Raw genomic sequence first — 16,448 nt, forward strand, 5'->3', positions numbered from 1 at the left:
CGCCCGGTCACGGCATCGGGTAGTCGTCGGCGTTCAGCACCCAGCCCGGTTTCTCCGAGAAGTCCGCGCGCGGCGGGCTGAAGATGTCGATCAGCTGGTTCACGCCCGGGCTGTTCGCTTCGGACGTGTGCACGGTCGGCGGCGGGATGATCGTCACCGACGGGCTCCCGATCCGCACGTGCTCGTCCTCGCGCCAGGTGGTGCGGTCGGGCAGCCACGGCGTGCGGATGTGGTGCACGTATTCCCCTTGCACCGCCAGGGAAAGCTGCTCGAAGTCGTCGTGGTGGTGCGGGGAGAGCCTGTGCGGGTCGCGCGGCCCGTCCTGCCGGGACAGGAAGTTCACCATGAACGAGCGGGTCCGGAAGATCCGCCCGAACCGCTTCGGATCGTCCGGCACCTCCGACAGCGGGTAGAAGCGGACCCGCTCTTCGGCGGGCGCCGGCCAGCGCTCCAAGAGCGTGACGCGCGGGTGGTCCTGGGCGTAGGCGTCGGCGTTGGCGGGCTTGTCCCGCCACGCCGGTTCGGTCGCCTCGACCAGCCGGACGAGCGGGCCGTCGCCGTGGACGCCGATCCGCGACGCGCCCGGCGGGACGACGACGAGCCCGGGTTCGGTGATCCGGGTGGCACCGTCACCGGTCAGCACGGTGAAGGCGGGGGAGGCGTCGGTGACGACGACCGCCAGCTCGCCGTCCAGGGTGCCGTTGTCGAGGTCGTCGCCGTCGCGGGCGTCGGTGTGGATGAGGATGACGTTCTGCGCCCGCACGACCGGGGTCTCCCACAGGTCGAGGTATTGCGCGGGCGCGATCGCGTCGCCGCTGTCGGGCCGGGCCGCGGTGGCCAGGCCGGAGCGGGGATCGTCCTTTTCGTACACGGTCAGTCCTTTCAGGCGTCGAGGTTCAGCAGGTACGCCGGGTTGTCCCGGACCATCCGCCGCAGGTCCTTCTCCGGCAGCCCGAGGTCGAGCAGCGCTTCGCCGACGCGCAGCCACGCATCGACCGGCTTCGGGTTGGCCTTCTGGCCGAAGTCCGAGGCCAGCACGGTGTGCTCCGGGCCGAGCGTCTCGATCCAGGTCAGCAGCTGCTTCGGGTCCCAGTGCTGGGTGCCTTCGGGGTCGTACATGCCGACCTCGTGCTCGATGAACGCGCCGAGCTCGATCAGCTCGCGGCACAGGGCCGGGTCGGCGCCGATGACGAAGTCCGGGTGGCTGACGACCATCCGCTTCAGGCCGCGTTCGTGCGCCTCCTCGAACAGCTTCTTGATGTACTCGGGGTACATGTGCCCGCCGTTGAGGACGGCCTGCTGTTCCTTGATCTCGTCGAGGATCTCGATCACTTCGGGCTTGAGCGCGCCTTCGCCGTCGACGATGTCGATGCGCTCGAGCGTCAGCGGGACGGTGGTGGTCGGGAAGGCGCCGTCCTCGGGGTGGCAGTCGATGTGCCTGCCGGAGGAGATGGTCGGGAACCAGACGACCTTGCCGCCCATGCGCAGGGTCATGCGCACGGCGTGGACGTTGAGCCCGCCGACGGTGCTGTTGAGCGCGATGCCGCCGAAGACCTGCGCCTCGACCTCGGCGAGCCTGCCCGCCATCGCGAGGACGTCCATCTGGGTGTTGTGGTGGTGGGACTTGGCGACCATGGCGCGCATCCCGATCCGGGCGCCGTCCCGCGCGGCCTCGACGTGGTCGAACCGCCGGGGGAACGGGCTGGGGCCGGAGTGGACGTGCATGTCGGCCAGGCCGTCCAGGACGGAGGCGATGGCGGGGCGCGGGCTCATGAGCGGCCTTCCGTTCGCATTATGAAGTCAAAGTTCACTATAAGACCGCCTGTCAACCCTGTGACCGCTCTTGTGTCGCGACGGGTGCGTATTTAGAGTGGCTGACGTTCACTTTGTGAACATCCAGTTCGGAGCAACGGAGGACGACGATGTCCACACCGCCCAGCGCCGCAGGGACGGCCGCCCGTCCCGGTACCCCGCACGGCCCGGACGCGGCCAAGGTGCGCGCCGCGATCCGCGGCGGGACGCTCGCCTACTTCGTCGACCAGTTCGACATCTACCTGCCGATCGTCGTGCTGGCCCCGGCCGCGGCGTACTTCCAGGCGGCCAACCTCAGCGCGAGCACGACCGCGCTGCTGGCGTCCCTGGTGTTCGCCTCGACGCTGATCGGCCGCCCGCTCGGCGCGATCGTCTTCGGCCACTTCGCCGACACGGTCGGGCGCAAGCGGACGACGCTGGTCGCCGTCGGCGGGTTCGGCCTCATCACGCTGCTGACCGCGTGCCTGCCCGGGCACGAGACGATCGGGATGTGGTCGGTCGGCATCCTCATCGCCCTGCGGTTCGTCGACGGCATCTTCCTCGGCGGCGAGTACACGACGGCGGTGCCACTGGCGATGGAGTGGAGCCCGAAGCACAAGCGCGGCCTCTACGCCTCGATCATCACCTCGACCTCACCCGCCGCATACGCGGTGATCGCCGCGATCACGCTGCTGATGCTGCAGCTGCTGCCGTCGGCCGGCCTGCACAGCGCGTACGTCCAGTGGGGCTGGCGGATCCCGTTCTTCGTCGGGGCGGCGCTGGCGGCGGTGCTGTTCCGCTACTACCGCAACCAGGTCCACGAGCCGCCGGCCCGGCTGACCGGCGAGAAGCACAAGCTGCCGTTCCTCCGGCTGGTGAAGAAGTACCCGCGGGCGCTGGGCCAGGTGTTCGTCCTGATGACGGGTACGTGGCTGGCGACCAACATGGAAGCCGCCGTGACGCCCGCGCAGCTGAAGGCCCACCTGGACCTGTCGAGCAAGGAGGTCACCGCGACCATGCTCGTGATCAACGCGGCCGCCGCGCTGTCCTACCCGGTGTTCGGGGTGCTGTCCCAGCGCATCGGCCGCCGCCGGTTCTACATCGGCTACGGCCTGGCGATGGTCGTGCTCGGCGCGGGTTCGTACACGCTGCTGATGGCCTCGGACGGCGGCTTCGGCGCGGCGCTCGGTTTCGGCGTGCTCATCGGGGTGTTCACGGTCGGCACGTTCGGCCCGATCGCGGCGTACCTGACCGAGCGGTTCCCGGCGAGCATCCGCTCGACCGGCTACGGCGTCGGCTACAGCCTCGCGCTGATCGCCCCGGCGTTCTACCAGTTCTACCTGCAGCGGTTCGACGGGCTCATGCCGGCGCACCTGGCCCCGGGAGTGCTGATCGTGCTCGCCGGTCTGCTGATCAGCCTCGGCGGTTTCCTCGGCCCGGAGACCAAGGACGTCGACATGTCCGACGACAGCACGATCCCGGCACTGTCCTGAACGAGCACTGTCTGAACGAGCCCTGTCTGAACGAGCACTGTCCTGAATGGAGCGTCCCTATCCGGCCCGCTCGATGTCGTCGGGCCGGTAGTGGCCGCCCAGCTCGTGGGTGAGCTCGCGGGCGGTGTCGACCACGACCCGCAGCTCCGGCGAGTCGTCGCCCATCGACAGGGTGTTGTCCGGGCCCACGATCGCGATCGTGGCGCAGATGCCGTACTCGTCGAAGACCGGCGCGGCCACCGCGACGATGCCGGGCGTGCTCATCGCGGAGCAGTGACCGGCCGCGCGCACGCGCTCGACGTCGGCGCGCAGCTCGTCGCGCGCCGGGCCGGACAGGGTGCCGATCAGCCGCTCCATCGACAGCTGGTCGGCGTGGTAGGCGAGGAACACCTTGCTCTGCGCGGTGTCCAGCGGCAGGTGGCTGCCGACCCGCACCGACACGATGACGATGGTCGAGGCGTTCTCCTCGACCCGCGAGACCACCGGGCCGGTGAGCCCCCAGAGGCTGAGCACGACGCTGGTCTGCGTGGCGCGCGAGAGCGCCTGCATGTGCCGCGGCGCGAGGTTGACGACCCGGCGGTGCCCGATCGCGAACGCGCCGAGCTGCAGCAGCAGCCCGCCGGGCACGTAACCGCCGTCGGCGCTGCGTTCCAGCAGCCCGGCCGCGACGAGCGAGGTGCAGTACCGGTACGCCGTGGTGCGGTTGAGGCCGAGCCGCTCGGCGACCTCGCCGGCGGTCAGCTCGGGGGTCGCCGGGTCGAACAGCGAGAGGATCTGGCTGACCCGGCTCACCGCCTGGATGTCCGCCTGGTCCGCGCGGGCCTCCGGGGACCGCGTCGGTTTGGTCACGGGGTGCCTCCGCCGGAAGTCTGGAATCACTGTTCACTTCGTGAACACGGATCTCAGGCTACACGGACCGCGCCGGTTTGCCGGTCGCCGCCACGACCATGGAGTGATCCGGCGGTGGCGACGACCGGCGGACGCCGCCGCTTTCGGCGTCCCCGGCGGCGGATCCGGTGGACCCGCCGCCAGACTGCGTTCGCTGCGCGGACAGCGAAGGACGGTCACCCCGGACTCCAGGAGGTGCGGGAGTCCGAGGCGACCGTCCGGTGCCGGCCACCCGTCGGTGGCGCGCTGGTGTTACTTGTTGGTGCCCGGGGTCAGCACCTTGTCGATCACGAAGACGGTGGCGTTCTTGGTGGGGATGTTGCCGCACAGGATCTTCGCGCCGTTGATCGTCATGTTCTCGCCCGAGCCCTCGATCTTCACCGGGCCGCCGGCGGTGTTGAGCGTGTCGACCGAACCGGCCGCGGCGAGGCCCTTGGCGTCGTAGCGCTTGCCGACGACGTGGTACTGCAGGATCGGGGCCAGCTCGGCGGGCTTGCCGGCCAGCTCGTTGAACTTGGCGTCGCCCAGGGCGGCGAACGCCGGGTCGGCCGGCGCGAAGACCGTGATGGCCTCCTGGCTGTTGAGCGTGTCGACCAGGTTGGTGGCCTTGACCGCGGCCACCAGCTTGGTCAGCAGCGGGTTGGTCGAGGCGGCCGAGGCGACCGGCTGCGGGCCCATCGAGTCCAGCGAGCCGGGCGCGGAACCCTGCGGCAGCTGCGAACAGGCCGGGCCGAAGACATCGGCGTTGGTGGTCACGCCGTTGCCGGCCCCGGCGGCGGCGCTGGAGGACGGGGCCGCCATCGAGGACGACGGGGCGGGGGCGCTGGAGCTGCCCGAGGAAGCGGTGTCGCTGCTGCCGCACGCGGTGAGGGTGAGCGCGGCGGCCGCGGTCAGGCCGATTCCGGCAATACGAAGGTTACGCACGAGAATTCACTCCAATGGATTGCGCGGCTGAGGCGGTGGTTTTCATCCGCCCCTGTTATCGGGTATTCGCGACCCGGCGGGAACCGGATTGGTGGATCGGGAAGAAAATTTTCAGGCTGCGGTGAAGGTGACGTTGTGCCACCCTGTCGCGCCGTCGGGCACGGTGCCCGCCCGCTGGTCGGTCTGGGTGTAGCCGGACTTGTCGGTGGCGCGGCAGAACACCTGGTGCACCCCGGCCGGGATGTCGACCTCGGCCCACCACATCCGCCACGTGTTCAGGTTGACCTCCTGCGACAGCGTGGTCTCCTGCCACGGGCCCTGGTCGACGCGGACCTCGACCTTCTCGATGCCCGTGTGCTGCGCCCACGCCACCCCGGCCACGCGCACCTTCCCCGGCCGGACGTTCGCGAAGCCCCGGTGGGAGTCGATGCGCGATTCGGTTTTGATCGGTGCTTCCCGGCTCCAGCCGCGTTTGAGCCAGTACGCCTGGCGCGCGGCCCACGTCGTGACTTCGATGTCCACGACCCATTTCGTCGCCGAGACGTAGCCGAAAAGCCCGGGGGTGACCAGCCGGGCCGGAAAACCGTGTTCCAGCGGCAGTGGTTCGCCGTTCATCCCGATCGCGAGCATCGCGCCGCGGCCGCGATCCTGCGCCGCGGCGACCGGTGTGCCCGAGGTCCAGCCGTCGACGCTGGTGCAGAACAGCTGCTCGGCGCCGGGTTTCACGCCGGCTTCGGCGAGCAGGTCGGCGAGGTCGACGCCGATGAAGTTCGACGTCGACACGTAGTCGCCGCCGACCTCGTTGGACACGCACGTCATCGTGACCGTGCGCTCGACCAGCGGCCGGTTGCGGATATCGCCGTAGCTGTAGCGGATTTCCCGGTCGACCATGCCGTGCAGGCGCAGGCTCCAGTCCTCGGTGCGCACCTGCGGCACCGACAGCGCGGTGTCGACGCGGTAGAACTTGCCGTTCGGCGTCAGGAAGGGCGGCGTGCCCAGCTTGGCGAAGTCCGCGTCGGCCGGGATCGTCGGCGCGGTGCGCGCCGGGATCAGCTTTCCGACCGCGTCGCGGGACGCGGTGGCGTCGCGCGACGAGCTGATCAGCTGCCCGCCCAGGCCCGCCGCGCCGGCGCCGGCGACCACACCGGCGCCGCCGAGCAGGAACGCCCGCCGTGACGTCCCGGACTTCTCGCCGGAGTCCGGTTCCCGCCACACGCGCGGCGCGATCCGGTGCAGCAGCAGGAACACGGCGATGCCGACGACCAGGCTGGCGATCGGCGCGAGCAGCGCCTCCGCGCCCAGATCGGGCCGTTCGAACACGGCGAAGGCGCCGACGAGCCCGAACAGGGCGATGATCACCGTCCCGGGCACCGGCGACCGGCGCGACAGGACGCCCGCGAGCGCGGCGACGCCGACCATGACCACGGCCATGCCGCCCAGCAGCACGAGCTTGTCGTAGGTGCCGAACGTGCGGACGGCGAAGTCCTTCAGCTCGACCGGGGTGAGGTCGATGGCGCCGTTGCCCACCGCGAGGTAGGGCGAGGCGTTGACGCTGATGAACCCGGCCACCAGGTGCCCGGCCGCGAGCGCGGCGGCCAGGGCGAGGACGCCGGTGAACGCGGCGGCGAAGAACCGCAGCCGGGCACGCGGCGGTGCGGCCGGTGTTTCCGGGTCGAGCTGGGTGACGGTCATACCGGCCATTCGGGGCGGCGTGGCCGGCGGCTTGGTCGTGCTGCCCCCGTCACACCGGATCGGGTGCCGTGGACGATCCATTGTGGACTGGCGGTGTCCCCCGTGCGGGTGACCGGCGGGGTTTCTCGGCACCACACCAAGCCGCACGGGCCGTCCGGGACGAATGCCTCGTGACACACCGCCTTCCAGGGCCGCACCACCCGGGAGGCTTCCGATCCGCTCGCGTGACGCGCTGGGAGTGCCCCGATGACCACCGCCGACGCCCACCTCCTCGCCGGCGCGTACGCCCTCGATGCGCTCGACGACCTCGAGCGGGCCGCGTTCACCCGGCACCTGGGGCAGTGCCCGTCCTGCGCCGAAGAAGTCGCCGGCTTCCGCGAGACCGCGGCCCTGCTGGGCACCGCCGTCGCGGTCGGCCCGGACGAGCGCTTCCGCCGCCGGGTGCTCGCCGCGGTCGCGCAAACGCGGCAGCTGCCTCCCCGCGTCGCCGAGCCGACCTCTCCGGTGCGACGCAGCCCGTGGCGCAAGCGGGCACTGATCGGGATCGCGTCCGTCGCCGCCGCGGCCGCGGTGCTCGCCGGCGGGATCAGCATCGGGCTGGACCAGTCGGTCCCGGGCCGCCCGGTCCCGGTGGCCGACGGCGCGGTGACGTCCGCACCCGACGCGACCACGCTCCGCACGGCCGCGGCCGGCGGCGGCTCGGTCACGGCCACGGTTTCCCGGCGGCTGGGCAAGGTCCTGGTGGCCGCGCAGGCGTTGCCGCGGCTGGATGCGGGCCATGCGTACGAGGTGTGGCTGACCGGCCCGGGAGCGCCCCGCTCGGCGGGGTTGATCCACCCGGAGGGGACCGTCGAAACCGCATTGCCCGCCGGGGTCGACGGGGTCGCGGTGACGGTGGAGCCTGTGACCGGATCGCTGCAGCCGACCACCCCGTCGATCGCGAACCTCGCGATCGGCTGAGTCGAAGGAAAGATCGCCCGGCTGCGTCGGTCGGCTGAGCCGAGGCGAAGGTTCCCCGGCTGCGTCGATCAGCGGCGGTGACTACTGCTTGACCGACCGGGCTTCTCTGCGGGCGAGGACGTCGTCGAGGCGGGAGCCGACTTCCGCGCAGTTGGCGCGGACGACGTCCAGGAACGCCGCGAGCACCGGGGAGTCGTCGGCCGCGCGGAAGGACAGCTGCAGGTCCGGGAGGCGGACCCGCGGGGCGATGTCGCAGAAGCGGACGTCCTTGCGGCCGGCCAGCCGCATCCGGGCCGGGCCGAGGCCGACACCCACGTCGCACGCCGCCAGGCCGATGATCGTGTGGATGTCCCGTGACATCGTGGCGGCGTCGAGCGCGGCCGCGCCTGCGCCGAACCCCTCGCGCAGGCGGGCGGCCACGGCGGGTTCCTGGGTGGGCGCCGACATGATCAGCCGCTCGGCCGCGAGCTGCTCGAGCCGGACCTCCGCGCGGCCGGCGAAGGGGTGGGCCGTACCGACCACGGCGACCAGGTGGTCGGCGCCGATCGGGACGGTCACCAGGCCGTCCACGCCCGCCCCGCGCGGCGCGCCGCGGCCGACCGCGACGTCGAGCTCGCCCGCGACCAGGGCGACCGTCCCCGCCGGGCTGCTCATCTCCCGCAGGTCGAGCCGGACGTCCGGCCGGGCCCTGCGGAACCGGCCCAGCACGCCGGGCAGCGGATCGAGCAACGCCGAGCCGATGAACCCCATGCGCAGCTGCCCCGTCTCGCCGCGGGCCGCGCGGCCGGCTTCGACCGCGGCGGCCGACATCTCGCACAGCGCGCGCCGGGCCCTGGCCAGGAACGCGGTGCCGGCCGCGGTCGGGAACACCCCGCGGGGCGTGCGGTCGAACAGCCGCTCGCCGACCTCGCGCTCGACGGCCGCGATCTGCATGGACAGCGGCGGCTGGGCGATGCCGAGGGACGCGGCCGCGCGGCCGAAGTGCTGGTGCTCCGCCAGCGCCAGTGCGTAGCGGAGATGACGGGACTCCATACGTTCAGGATATCGCCCGAGGGTGATTCAGCTATGAAACTGGATAGCGGGTCCGGGGCGCGGTGGAGTGGGCGTCATGAACGACATCACCGCCTGCGTGTTCGTCCACGGTGCCTGGCACTCCTCGCTGCACTGGGCCGCCACCCAGCGGGCACTGGCCGCCCAGGGCGTCGCCGGCGTCGCGGTGGACCTGCCCGGGCACGGCGTCACCGCGCCGCTGCCGACCGGCTACCTGCGGCCCGGGCAGCCCGGGCTGGCCACCGAACCCTCCGCGCTCGCCGGGCTCACCACCGAGGTGCTCACCGACGCCCTGGTCACCGAGCTCGCCGAGGTGCGCCGCCGGTTCGCCCGCGTCGTCCTCGTCGCGCACAGCGCGGGCGGCGGCCCGGCTTCGGCCGCGGTCGAACGCCACCCGGACCTGGTCGACCACCTCGTCTACCTGTCGGCGTTCGTCCCCGCCGGGCGGCCGAGCTTCGGGCAGTACGTGACGGACCCGGTCAACGCCGGCGCGGCGCACGCGCCCTGGACCGGCGACGCGGATGTCCTCGGCGCCTTCCGGATCAACCCGCTCTCACCCGATCCCGCCGAAGTCGAGGCGATCCGGAGGGCGTTCCTGTCCGACTGGCCGGCGGACCGGCCCGGCTGGCGGCTGACGCTGCACCCCGACGAGCCGGTGGCGTCGCTGGCCGGGGCGTACCCGGTGACCGCCGGGCGGTGGGGCCGGGTGCCGCGCAGCTACGTCCGGCTGACCGAAGACCGGGCGCTGCCGCCCGCCACGCAGGACCTGATGATCGCCGAGGCCGACCGCCTGACGCCCGAGCACCCGTTCGCGGTGCACTCCCTGCCCGGCGGCCACTCGCCGTTCCTGACCCGGCCGGCCGAGCTCGCCGAACTCCTCGGCCGGATCGCGAAGCAGGCATGAGGCCCGCCGCTCAGGCCGTGCTGCTGTCGGGCACGTTCGTCCAGCTGATGAGCGTCACGGTCATGCAGCTGGCGGTGCCGCGCATCCGCCACGACCTGGCCGCCGGCTCGGGCGCGGGGCAGCTCGCGCTGGTCGGGTACACGCTGACCTACGCCTGCTCGCTGATCACCGCGGCCCGGCTCGGCGACCGGTTCGGCTACCGGCGGGTGTTCGTCGCCGGCACGGTCGTGTTCACGCTGGCGTCGCTCGCCGCGGCCGCCGCGCCGGACGCCGGGACGCTCGTGGTCGCCCGGCTGGTGCAGGGGGCAGGCAGCGGCCTGGTCGCGCCGCAGATCCTGTCGCTGATCCAGACCGCGGTGCCGCCGCAGCGGCGGGCCGCGGTGCTGGGCCGCTACGGGGCGACGATGGCCGTGGCGTCGCTGGCCGGTCCGCTGTGCTGCGGCGTCCTGCTGCACTTCGACCCGTTCGGGCTGGGGTGGCGGCTGGCGCTGGCCCTGCCGGTGCCGGTCGGGATCGCTTCGCTGGTCCTGGTCCGGATCCTGCCCGACGGCCGGGGACCGGCGGGCGCGAGCCGGGTGGATCCGGCCGGGGCCGCGCTGTCGCTGACCGGGCTGATCCTGCTCGTGCTGCCGCTGACCCTCGGCCAGGACGCGGGCTGGCCGGCCTGGACGTGGGCGAGCCTGGCGCTGGGGCTGGGCCTGCTCGCCGCGTTCGCCGTGTCCCAGCGGCGGGTGCGGGATCCGCTGGTGCGCCCGGAAGCGCTGACCGCGGCGACGACCCGCTGGGGCATCGGGGCGGTGCTGCTGTTCAACGCCGGGATCCCGTCGTTCAGCCTGCTGCTGTCTTTGCACCTGCAGGGCACGCTGCACCGCGATCCGCTGGTGACGGCGGTGACCGTCGCGCCGTACGCGGTCGGCGCCCTGCTGGGCAGCGCGGTCGCGGAAGCCGCGGCCCGCCGGTTCGGTGCCGCGGCCCTGGCGGCCGCGTCCGGGGGACTGGCGGTGGTGTCCCTGCTCGTGGTCCCGGCGCTGGCCGGGCCGGCCCCGGTCCTGTGGACGGTGCTGGGTGCCGGCGGCTTCGCGTTCGGGGTCTTCACCGCATCGGCGTTTTCGCTGGTGCTGCACCGGGTTCCGGGGCACGTGGCCAGTTCCGTGTCGGGATTGCTGCCCACTTCGCAGCAGTTGGGCGGCACGCTCGGGGTGGCGCTGGCGGGGGTGGTCTACGCCGCCGGCGCGATGGGCTCGGCGATGGTCTACGAGGCGGTCGTGTTCCTCCTCGCGGCGGCGGCCACGGCCCGCCTGCGCCGTCCGAAGCCCGCCGACGGAGGTGTCAGGGAGCTCGCGGAGACGAAGAGCTGCTGAGCGAGGCGAAGGGCCGCGGCTCGTTTCGAAGCACTGCACCGCACGGATTGGCCCGGTCGCCCGATCGGGCTAACCCCTGCCCAGTTCCTGGGCGCATTTGCGCCCGGCCGCCGTCAGCGATCGACTCGGCACATCCTGTTCCGCCGAGAAGGGAACGCCCATGTCGGTCACCGACGAACTGCTGGCCAACAACGCCGCCTACGCCGCGAACTTCAGCGGGCCGCTTCCGCTCCCGCCCGCCAAGCACGTCGCCGTGCTCGCGTGCATGGACGCGCGCATCAACGTCTACGGCGTCCTCGGCCTCAACGAAGGCGAAGCCCACGTCATCCGCAACGCCGGTGGCGTCGTGACCGAGGACGAGATCCGCTCACTGGCCATCAGCCAGCGCCTGCTCGGAACGGAGGAGATCATCCTCATCCACCACACGGACTGCGGCATGCTCACCTTCACCGACGACGACTTCAAGAGGTCCATCCAGGAGGAGGTCGGCGTCAAGCCGGCGTGGGCGGCCGAAGCCTTCGGCGACCTCGACGACGACGTCCGCCAGTCGATCGCCCGCATCAAGAACAGCCCGTTCATCCCGAATAAGGACTCCGTGCGGGGGTTCGTGTTCGACGTCGCCACCGGGAAGCTGAACGAAGTGAACTGAACCGGACGGCCGCCCACCCGGATCGGAACCGGCACCAGCCGCCCGGTCCGGCGGGTGGCCACCGGCCGCCTTCCCGTGCTGCCGGGGAACTGCTCACCGCGTAATGCCCGTGTGGCCCAGCGAGTACCGGCCCGGCTGCGGCCAGACGCACAACCCGTGCGGCTCGTTCCCGGCGGGGATCTTCGCCAGCAGTGCACCATCCTTTGTGGACAGCACGTACACCACCCGGTCGTAGCGGCCGGAGAGCCACAGCTGGGTGCCGTCGGCGGTCACGTTGCCCATGTCCGGGCTGCCGCCGCCCGGGATGTGCCACGTCGTCAGCGGTGCGCCCGTGTACGCGTCGAGCACGCTGATGCTGCCCTCGTGGCGGTTGGTCACGTACAGCTGCTTCGCGTCTCGTGACAGGTACAGCCCGTGCGCGCCGCGGCCGGTCGGGATGAAGCGGAGCACCTTCGTCGCCGCCGCGTCGAGTACCCACAGGCCGTTCGCGTCGGAGTCCGCTATGTAGTACACCGAACCGTCCGGGGCGAGCTTGATGTCCTGCGGGCCCATGCGTGTGTTGCGGTGCGGCATGTCGACCATCCGCAGCAGGCGGTGCGTGGCGACGTCGACCACCGCGACGCGGCCGGCGAACTCGCAGGTGAACACCGCCGTGCGGCCGTCGGGGGAGAAGTCCGCGTGGTCGATTCCGGCGCACTCGGGCGTGGGCGTCTCGTCGTGGGCCTGCCACGTGTGCGGGTCGTACCAGACCAGCTTGCGCAGCCGCTCGGCCACCGAGATCGCGTACCGGCCGTCCGGGGTGAAGTACATGTTGTACGGGTCCACGACCGGGAACGCCTTGCCCGGCAACCCGGTCTTCGGGTCGAACGGCAGCACGTGGTCGCCGCGGTCGTCGGTGGCGTACAGCGTGCGCAGGTCCCACGAGGGCACCACGTGCTGCAGTTCCTTGCCCGCCGGGTACTTCGCGACGACGCGGAACGTCGCCGGGTCGATCACCCAGACGTCCCCCGAGCCGCTGTGCGGCACGTAGACCAGCGGCTTGTCGCCGACAACCGCGGGGGAGAGCAGGCCGGCGCCCGCCGCCGCGTCGACGTCGTGCGGGTCGGGAACGGGGGGCATGCCGGGCAACGGGTTCGGCGACGGCGCCGGCGGGGTCGGCAGGTGCGGCACGGCCGTGCCGGTGCCGTTCGTGTCCGGCATGTCCGGCATGGACGAAGGAGCCGGGCCGGTGCCGGACGAGCAGCCCGCGGCGAGGACGCCAGCGAGGACCACGGCGGTCAGCCGGACGCGCATCCGGTTACGCCAGCAGGTCTGACGCGGTGACCGGGGTGAGGCCGCGGTCCGCGAGCGCGGTCAGGATGCCGGGGAGCGCGGCCACCGTGCCCGGGTGGCCCAGGTGCATGCTGACCACGCTGCCCGCCCGGGCCTTCGCCACCGCGGCGCGGATGGCGGCCGGCCCCGGATCTTTCCAGTCCAGGGAGTCGATGTCGTAGGACAACACCCGCGCGTAGCCCGCCTTGCCCGCTTCGACGAGTTCTTCGGGGGTGGCGTGCTGGCCTTGGGACTGCCGGAAGAAGCTGCCGGGCGAGCCGGTCAGTTCGGCCAGTTTGTCCCGGCACCGCTGGATTTCCGCGTACATCGGCTCCGCTTTGTACCCCGAGAGCGCCGGGTGGCTCCAGGTGTGGTTGCCCAGTTCGTGCCCGCCGTCGCGGACCATCCGGGCGGCGTCCGGGTGCTCGGCGAGCCAGGTGCCCACCGCCAGCACGGTGATCCGTGCGCCGTGCTGGTGCACGACGTCCAGCACCTGGCGGGTGACCTGCGGGTCGCCCGCGCCGTGGAACGTCAGCGCGACCTGCGGCCGCCCCGACGAGGAGCGGACGAGCTCGGTGGCCGGCCGCCCCGGCTGCGGCGCCGAGGAGGACGGCGTGCTCGACGACGGCGGCACCACCTCGGGCGACGCGGAACCGATCGGAGCCGGGGTCTGCCCGGGTGCCGAGCACGCCGCGAGCGCGGCGGCGCCCAGCGCCACCCCGAACAGGCGGCGCCGGGTCAGCGGGTCGTCCACAAAACCTCCCACACGACGGACGGCGCCGAACCTTTCCGCAGAGGCGCTGTGAAAACGCTGAGAGACCGCGCGCAGTCAGTCGCCGTCACCGCGGTGGCCGGTCACGCAGGTGGTGGGGTGGTCGCGCAGGCAGACTTTCCCGTTGGCGATGCGCAAGCCGACGGTGTCGAACGCGGTGACCCAGTCGGCGGCGATGGCCTTCTGGGCGGGAACGAGCGGGATCAGGCCGGAACACACCGCCGCGTGCAGCTTGTTCTCGACCGCGTCCTTCGGGTTCGGGATCTTGCCGGGTTCGACCCACAGGTTGCGGGGGTCGTCGGGGGCGCCGCCGAGTTCCAGGCTGACCAGGTGGTCGTACTCGCCCTTGTCGGCGGGTGCCAGGTCGTAGGAGCGGGCGGACGCGGCCTTCATCGTGGTCGTTTTCGACGTCGGCGGCCGGATTGTCTTCGTCCACCCGGTCCGGCAGATCGTGTCCTCGATGGTGTCCTGCCGCACGGCGGGGTTCACCGCGCCGGGGGTGCAGTGCGGGTCGGGCAGTGGCTGGCCGTCGCGGTGGCCGAGTTTGCAGGTGTCCGGGGCCAGCATGGCCGCGGCGGGGTTCTCGACCGGCAGGTCACCGGGCGCGGCCGCCGGCGTCGGGTCCGGGGTGGCTGCGTGGCAGCCGGCGGCAGCGAGCGCGGCGGTGAGGACGGCAAGGGCCCAGCGGCGGGAAGAGAACACGGGAATCTCCTGCATCAGGAACCGGCGAGGAAGGCAGACCCCGCCGAGCGTGGGGACAAGACCTGAGAGCGGCTCACTTCTACCGGCTCTCGAGGCGTCGAGCTCCCAGGCACGCCGTGTGCGGGGATGCGCGGCTCGCCGCAGGCCGGGATGTTCCGGACGAGGGGGCACGAACGCGTCGCAGTCAACGGTTTCGCGGCCGTTCGTGCTACGCGCCGCCGCATCGGCCTGGCAGACAGCATCGGCGCTCAGGCGTATGGCCGAGCCCGGCCGGTGGCTCCGGCGATCCCGGCTGCGTCACCGGGTGAGCGGCCTGGTTCCGGTCGCGGCGACGGACAGGTCCCACAGCCGGGCCGCCGAACCGGGATCGATGGCGTGGGCGCGGACACCGCCGTCGCCGATCACGGTGCCGTACTCGTCGATCCAGCCGCGGTCGAGCTGTTCCTGCCGGCTCATGTAGCGCTGCAGGCCGGTGATGATCTTGCCGGGGTGCAGGGCGAACGCGCGGACGCCGTCGTCGCGCCCGAGTGCGTCGAGGTGCACGGCGAACAGGGAGTTCGCGGTTTTGGCTTGGCCGTAGGCCAGCCACTTGTCGTAGCCGGTGCCGACGGCGTGCCTGCCGGACAGGTCGGGTCGTGGGAAGACCCGTTGAGCATCGGCGAGGTGGCTGCTGATCTGCGTCAAGCTGCGCGAGTCGGGCATGTCGCTCGCCGACCTCAAGCGGTTCGCCGAACTGGTCCGGCAGGGCCCGGGCAACCAGGCGGAGGGGCTGCAGCTGCTCGACACCCACCGGCAGCGCGTCGACGCGCGGGTCGAAGCGTTCGGGGAGTGCCGTTCGGTCATCGCGTGGAAGGCCGGGATCCACGCCGAGCACCTGGACCGCGGCAAACCCGGCGGCCTCTGGGACCCGACTGCTTCGAACGGCTGAGCCGGACTCTCCTGCATTTCTCCGCCTGATTCTCCAGCCGGGCGGCGCTGTCGTTCACCACCCGGAGGGGAATTGTCTTCGGCCCGAAATCATCGAACTCCGGCCGAGCCGCGGTCCGTCACTCTCGGTGAGAGTCGGCTTTGTCAGCTGAGGATCTTCGGCGTCTCCAAGGCGCAGTGGCAGAGCTGACAGTGACGAGAATGACGGCAGGTTCCACCGTCCAGAGGGTATCGACGGGTTGTCGTCCCTGCATATCCTCCGCAGCAGTGGAGCCATTGTTCGCTTGTCCGAGCGGGCGCCGAGTGATATTCACGCCAATTTGACATGGGGGGTGCCGGTATGGCGACCGGAAGGCGGAGCGCGGCGCGACGGGTGCCGGGACGGCCGGCCAGGTTTTCCGGGCCGGTGGTCGCCACGGATCTCGGGTTGCAGTTTCCGGAAGCGCTGTCGTACACGCAGTGGATGCGTGCCGGCCGGAGTGTGGCGCGGATCGCGACCACTTCGGCCTGGTTCGTCGGGGATTGGCTGGTGTGCGGCCAAAACCGGTACCAGGACCGGTACCGGGAAGCTGTGGAAGCGGTCGGGCTGGACTATCAGACCGTCCGCAACTACGCCTGGGTGGCGCGCCGGTTCCCCGTCGAGCGGCGGCGGGACGGGGTCAGCTTCCAGCACCACGCCGAGGTGGCTTCGCTCGACCCGCCGGAGCAGGATCGGCTCCTGGCCGAGGCCGAAGAACGCGGGTGGTCGCGCAACGTGCTGCGGACGCAGGTCCAGAACGCCAAGCGGGGTGGTGAAACCGCCGCCGCCGGACCGGTCGTCCAGCCGCTCAAGGTGGACCAGGACCGGGTGGCCCGGTGGATGCGGGCCGCCGCGGAAGCCGGGACCAGCCTGGAATCCTGGATGATCGGCTGTCTCGACCGGGCGGCCACCCACGTGCTCTCCGACGTCGAGGTACCCGTGCTCGTTCCCGGTCAAGCGCCCGGGACCGGGGAACCGGCCGTCCCGGGCGCTTGACCACCGCTC

At 72.0% G+C, this 16,448-nt stretch carries 16 protein-coding genes and 1 pseudogene; 7 read left to right on the forward strand and 10 right to left on the reverse strand.

All coding sequences use genetic code 11. From position 1 onward, the window contains the following. Positions 1-7: 7 nt before the first annotated feature. Positions 8-871 (reverse strand): hypothetical protein, encoded by an 864-nt coding sequence (locus HUT10_RS46005; protein ID WP_176176965.1) that lies wholly within the window; start codon positions 869-871, stop codon positions 8-10. 11 nt (positions 872-882) lie between these two features. Continuing rightward, positions 883-1,773, reverse strand: coding sequence for a DUF6282 family protein (locus HUT10_RS46010; RefSeq protein ID WP_176176966.1), 891 nt, complete (start codon positions 1,771-1,773; stop codon positions 883-885). Positions 1,774-1,922: 149 nt separating this feature from the next. Between HUT10_RS46010 and HUT10_RS46015 the strand changes: the two genes are divergently transcribed. Next, entirely contained in the window at positions 1,923-3,284 is a 1,362-nt protein-coding gene (locus HUT10_RS46015; RefSeq protein WP_176176967.1) for an MFS transporter, read from the forward strand. Positions 3,285-3,341: 57 nt separating this feature from the next. Here HUT10_RS46015 and HUT10_RS46020 read toward each other — a convergent pair whose 3' ends face one another. The 3 genes from HUT10_RS46020 to HUT10_RS46030 form a co-directional block, all read right to left on the reverse strand. Next, positions 3,342-4,133: an IclR family transcriptional regulator gene (locus tag HUT10_RS46020; RefSeq protein WP_176176968.1), complete on the reverse strand. Its 792-nt coding sequence runs from the start codon at positions 4,131-4,133 to the stop codon at positions 3,342-3,344. Between the two features lie 291 nt (positions 4,134-4,424). Further along, positions 4,425-5,096 carry a fasciclin domain-containing protein gene (locus HUT10_RS46025; protein ID WP_176176969.1) on the reverse strand — a complete coding sequence of 224 codons (672 nt, stop codon included), beginning with the start codon at positions 5,094-5,096 and terminating at the stop codon, positions 4,425-4,427. A gap of 111 nt (positions 5,097-5,207) precedes the next feature. Then, the gene (locus HUT10_RS46030; RefSeq protein ID WP_254897328.1) at positions 5,208-6,788 is read right to left on the reverse strand and encodes a molybdopterin-dependent oxidoreductase; all 1,581 of its coding nucleotides are present in this window, start codon (positions 6,786-6,788) and stop codon (positions 5,208-5,210) included. 246 nt (positions 6,789-7,034) lie between these two features. Between HUT10_RS46030 and HUT10_RS46035 the strand changes: the two genes are divergently transcribed. Next, a complete protein-coding gene (locus HUT10_RS46035) occupies positions 7,035-7,748 on the forward strand; it encodes an anti-sigma factor (protein ID WP_176176970.1) in 714 nt (237 codons plus the stop codon). A gap of 81 nt (positions 7,749-7,829) precedes the next feature. On the opposite strand, the gene HUT10_RS46040 is transcribed toward HUT10_RS46035, so the two are convergent. Then, positions 7,830-8,780 carry a LysR family transcriptional regulator gene (locus tag HUT10_RS46040; protein ID WP_176176971.1) on the reverse strand — a complete coding sequence of 317 codons (951 nt, stop codon included), beginning with the start codon at positions 8,778-8,780 and terminating at the stop codon, positions 7,830-7,832. A gap of 76 nt (positions 8,781-8,856) precedes the next feature. Here HUT10_RS46040 and HUT10_RS46045 point away from each other — a divergent pair, with 76 nt between their 5' ends. The 3 genes from HUT10_RS46045 to HUT10_RS46055 all read left to right on the forward strand — a co-directional run bounded on the left by HUT10_RS46045 (position 8,857) and on the right by HUT10_RS46055 (position 11,712). Further along, entirely contained in the window at positions 8,857-9,702 is an 846-nt protein-coding gene (locus HUT10_RS46045) for an alpha/beta fold hydrolase (protein WP_176176972.1), read from the forward strand. After that, positions 9,699-11,063, forward strand: a complete 1,365-nt coding sequence (locus HUT10_RS46050) for an MFS transporter (RefSeq protein WP_303247015.1) — start codon at positions 9,699-9,701, stop codon at positions 11,061-11,063. Before HUT10_RS46045 ends, HUT10_RS46050 begins: the two co-directional genes overlap by 4 nt. Before the next feature lie 160 nt (positions 11,064-11,223). Beyond that, positions 11,224-11,712 carry a carbonic anhydrase gene (locus HUT10_RS46055; protein ID WP_176176973.1) on the forward strand — a complete coding sequence of 163 codons (489 nt, stop codon included), beginning with the start codon at positions 11,224-11,226 and terminating at the stop codon, positions 11,710-11,712. Between the two features lie 93 nt (positions 11,713-11,805). Here HUT10_RS46055 and HUT10_RS46060 read toward each other — a convergent pair whose 3' ends face one another. From HUT10_RS46060 to HUT10_RS46075, 4 genes and pseudogenes are all read right to left on the reverse strand, one after another. Beyond that, positions 11,806-13,005: a beta-propeller fold lactonase family protein gene (locus HUT10_RS46060; protein WP_176176974.1), complete on the reverse strand. Its 1,200-nt coding sequence runs from the start codon at positions 13,003-13,005 to the stop codon at positions 11,806-11,808. 4 nt (positions 13,006-13,009) lie between these two features. Continuing rightward, positions 13,010-13,777, reverse strand: a complete 768-nt coding sequence (locus HUT10_RS46065) for a polysaccharide deacetylase family protein (RefSeq protein WP_176176975.1) — start codon at positions 13,775-13,777, stop codon at positions 13,010-13,012. Positions 13,778-13,852: 75 nt separating this feature from the next. Beyond that, entirely contained in the window at positions 13,853-14,497 is a 645-nt protein-coding gene (locus tag HUT10_RS46070; protein WP_254897329.1) for a hypothetical protein, read from the reverse strand. 297 nt (positions 14,498-14,794) lie between these two features. Next, a pseudogene (locus HUT10_RS46075) lies at positions 14,795-15,097 on the reverse strand (oxidoreductase); the annotation flags it as partial. A 100-nt stretch (positions 15,098-15,197) separates the two neighbouring features. Here HUT10_RS46075 and HUT10_RS46080 point away from each other — a divergent pair. Further along, positions 15,198-15,425, forward strand: a complete 228-nt coding sequence (locus HUT10_RS46080; protein ID WP_217709704.1) for a hypothetical protein — start codon at positions 15,198-15,200, stop codon at positions 15,423-15,425. Positions 15,426-15,851: 426 nt separating this feature from the next. After that, positions 15,852-16,439: an LmbU family transcriptional regulator gene (locus HUT10_RS46085; RefSeq protein ID WP_254897330.1), complete on the forward strand. Its 588-nt coding sequence runs from the start codon at positions 15,852-15,854 to the stop codon at positions 16,437-16,439. The last annotated feature ends 9 nt before the right edge of the window (positions 16,440-16,448 follow it).

This window comes from Amycolatopsis sp. Hca4, from assembly GCF_013364075.1.
GTDB lineage: Bacteria > Actinomycetota > Actinomycetes > Mycobacteriales > Pseudonocardiaceae > Amycolatopsis.

Coding starts and splice junctions, on each gene's coding strand:
- HUT10_RS46010 (WP_176176966.1), bottom strand. CDS start 1,773: ATGAGCCCGCGCCCCGCCATCGCCTCCGTCCTGGACGGCCTGGCCGAC.
- HUT10_RS46015 (WP_176176967.1), top strand. CDS start 1,923: ATGTCCACACCGCCCAGCGCCGCAGGGACGGCCGCCCGTCCCGGTACC.
- HUT10_RS46030 (WP_254897328.1), bottom strand. CDS start 6,788: ATGACCGTCACCCAGCTCGACCCGGAAACACCGGCCGCACCGCCGCGT.
- HUT10_RS46035 (WP_176176970.1), top strand. CDS start 7,035: ATGACCACCGCCGACGCCCACCTCCTCGCCGGCGCGTACGCCCTCGAT.
- HUT10_RS46040 (WP_176176971.1), bottom strand. CDS start 8,780: ATGGAGTCCCGTCATCTCCGCTACGCACTGGCGCTGGCGGAGCACCAG.
- HUT10_RS46045 (WP_176176972.1), top strand. CDS start 8,857: ATGAACGACATCACCGCCTGCGTGTTCGTCCACGGTGCCTGGCACTCC.
- HUT10_RS46050 (WP_303247015.1), top strand. CDS start 9,699: ATGAGGCCCGCCGCTCAGGCCGTGCTGCTGTCGGGCACGTTCGTCCAG.
- HUT10_RS46055 (WP_176176973.1), top strand. CDS start 11,224: ATGTCGGTCACCGACGAACTGCTGGCCAACAACGCCGCCTACGCCGCG.
- HUT10_RS46060 (WP_176176974.1), bottom strand. CDS start 13,005: ATGCGCGTCCGGCTGACCGCCGTGGTCCTCGCTGGCGTCCTCGCCGCG.
- HUT10_RS46080 (WP_217709704.1), top strand. CDS start 15,198: ATGTCGCTCGCCGACCTCAAGCGGTTCGCCGAACTGGTCCGGCAGGGC.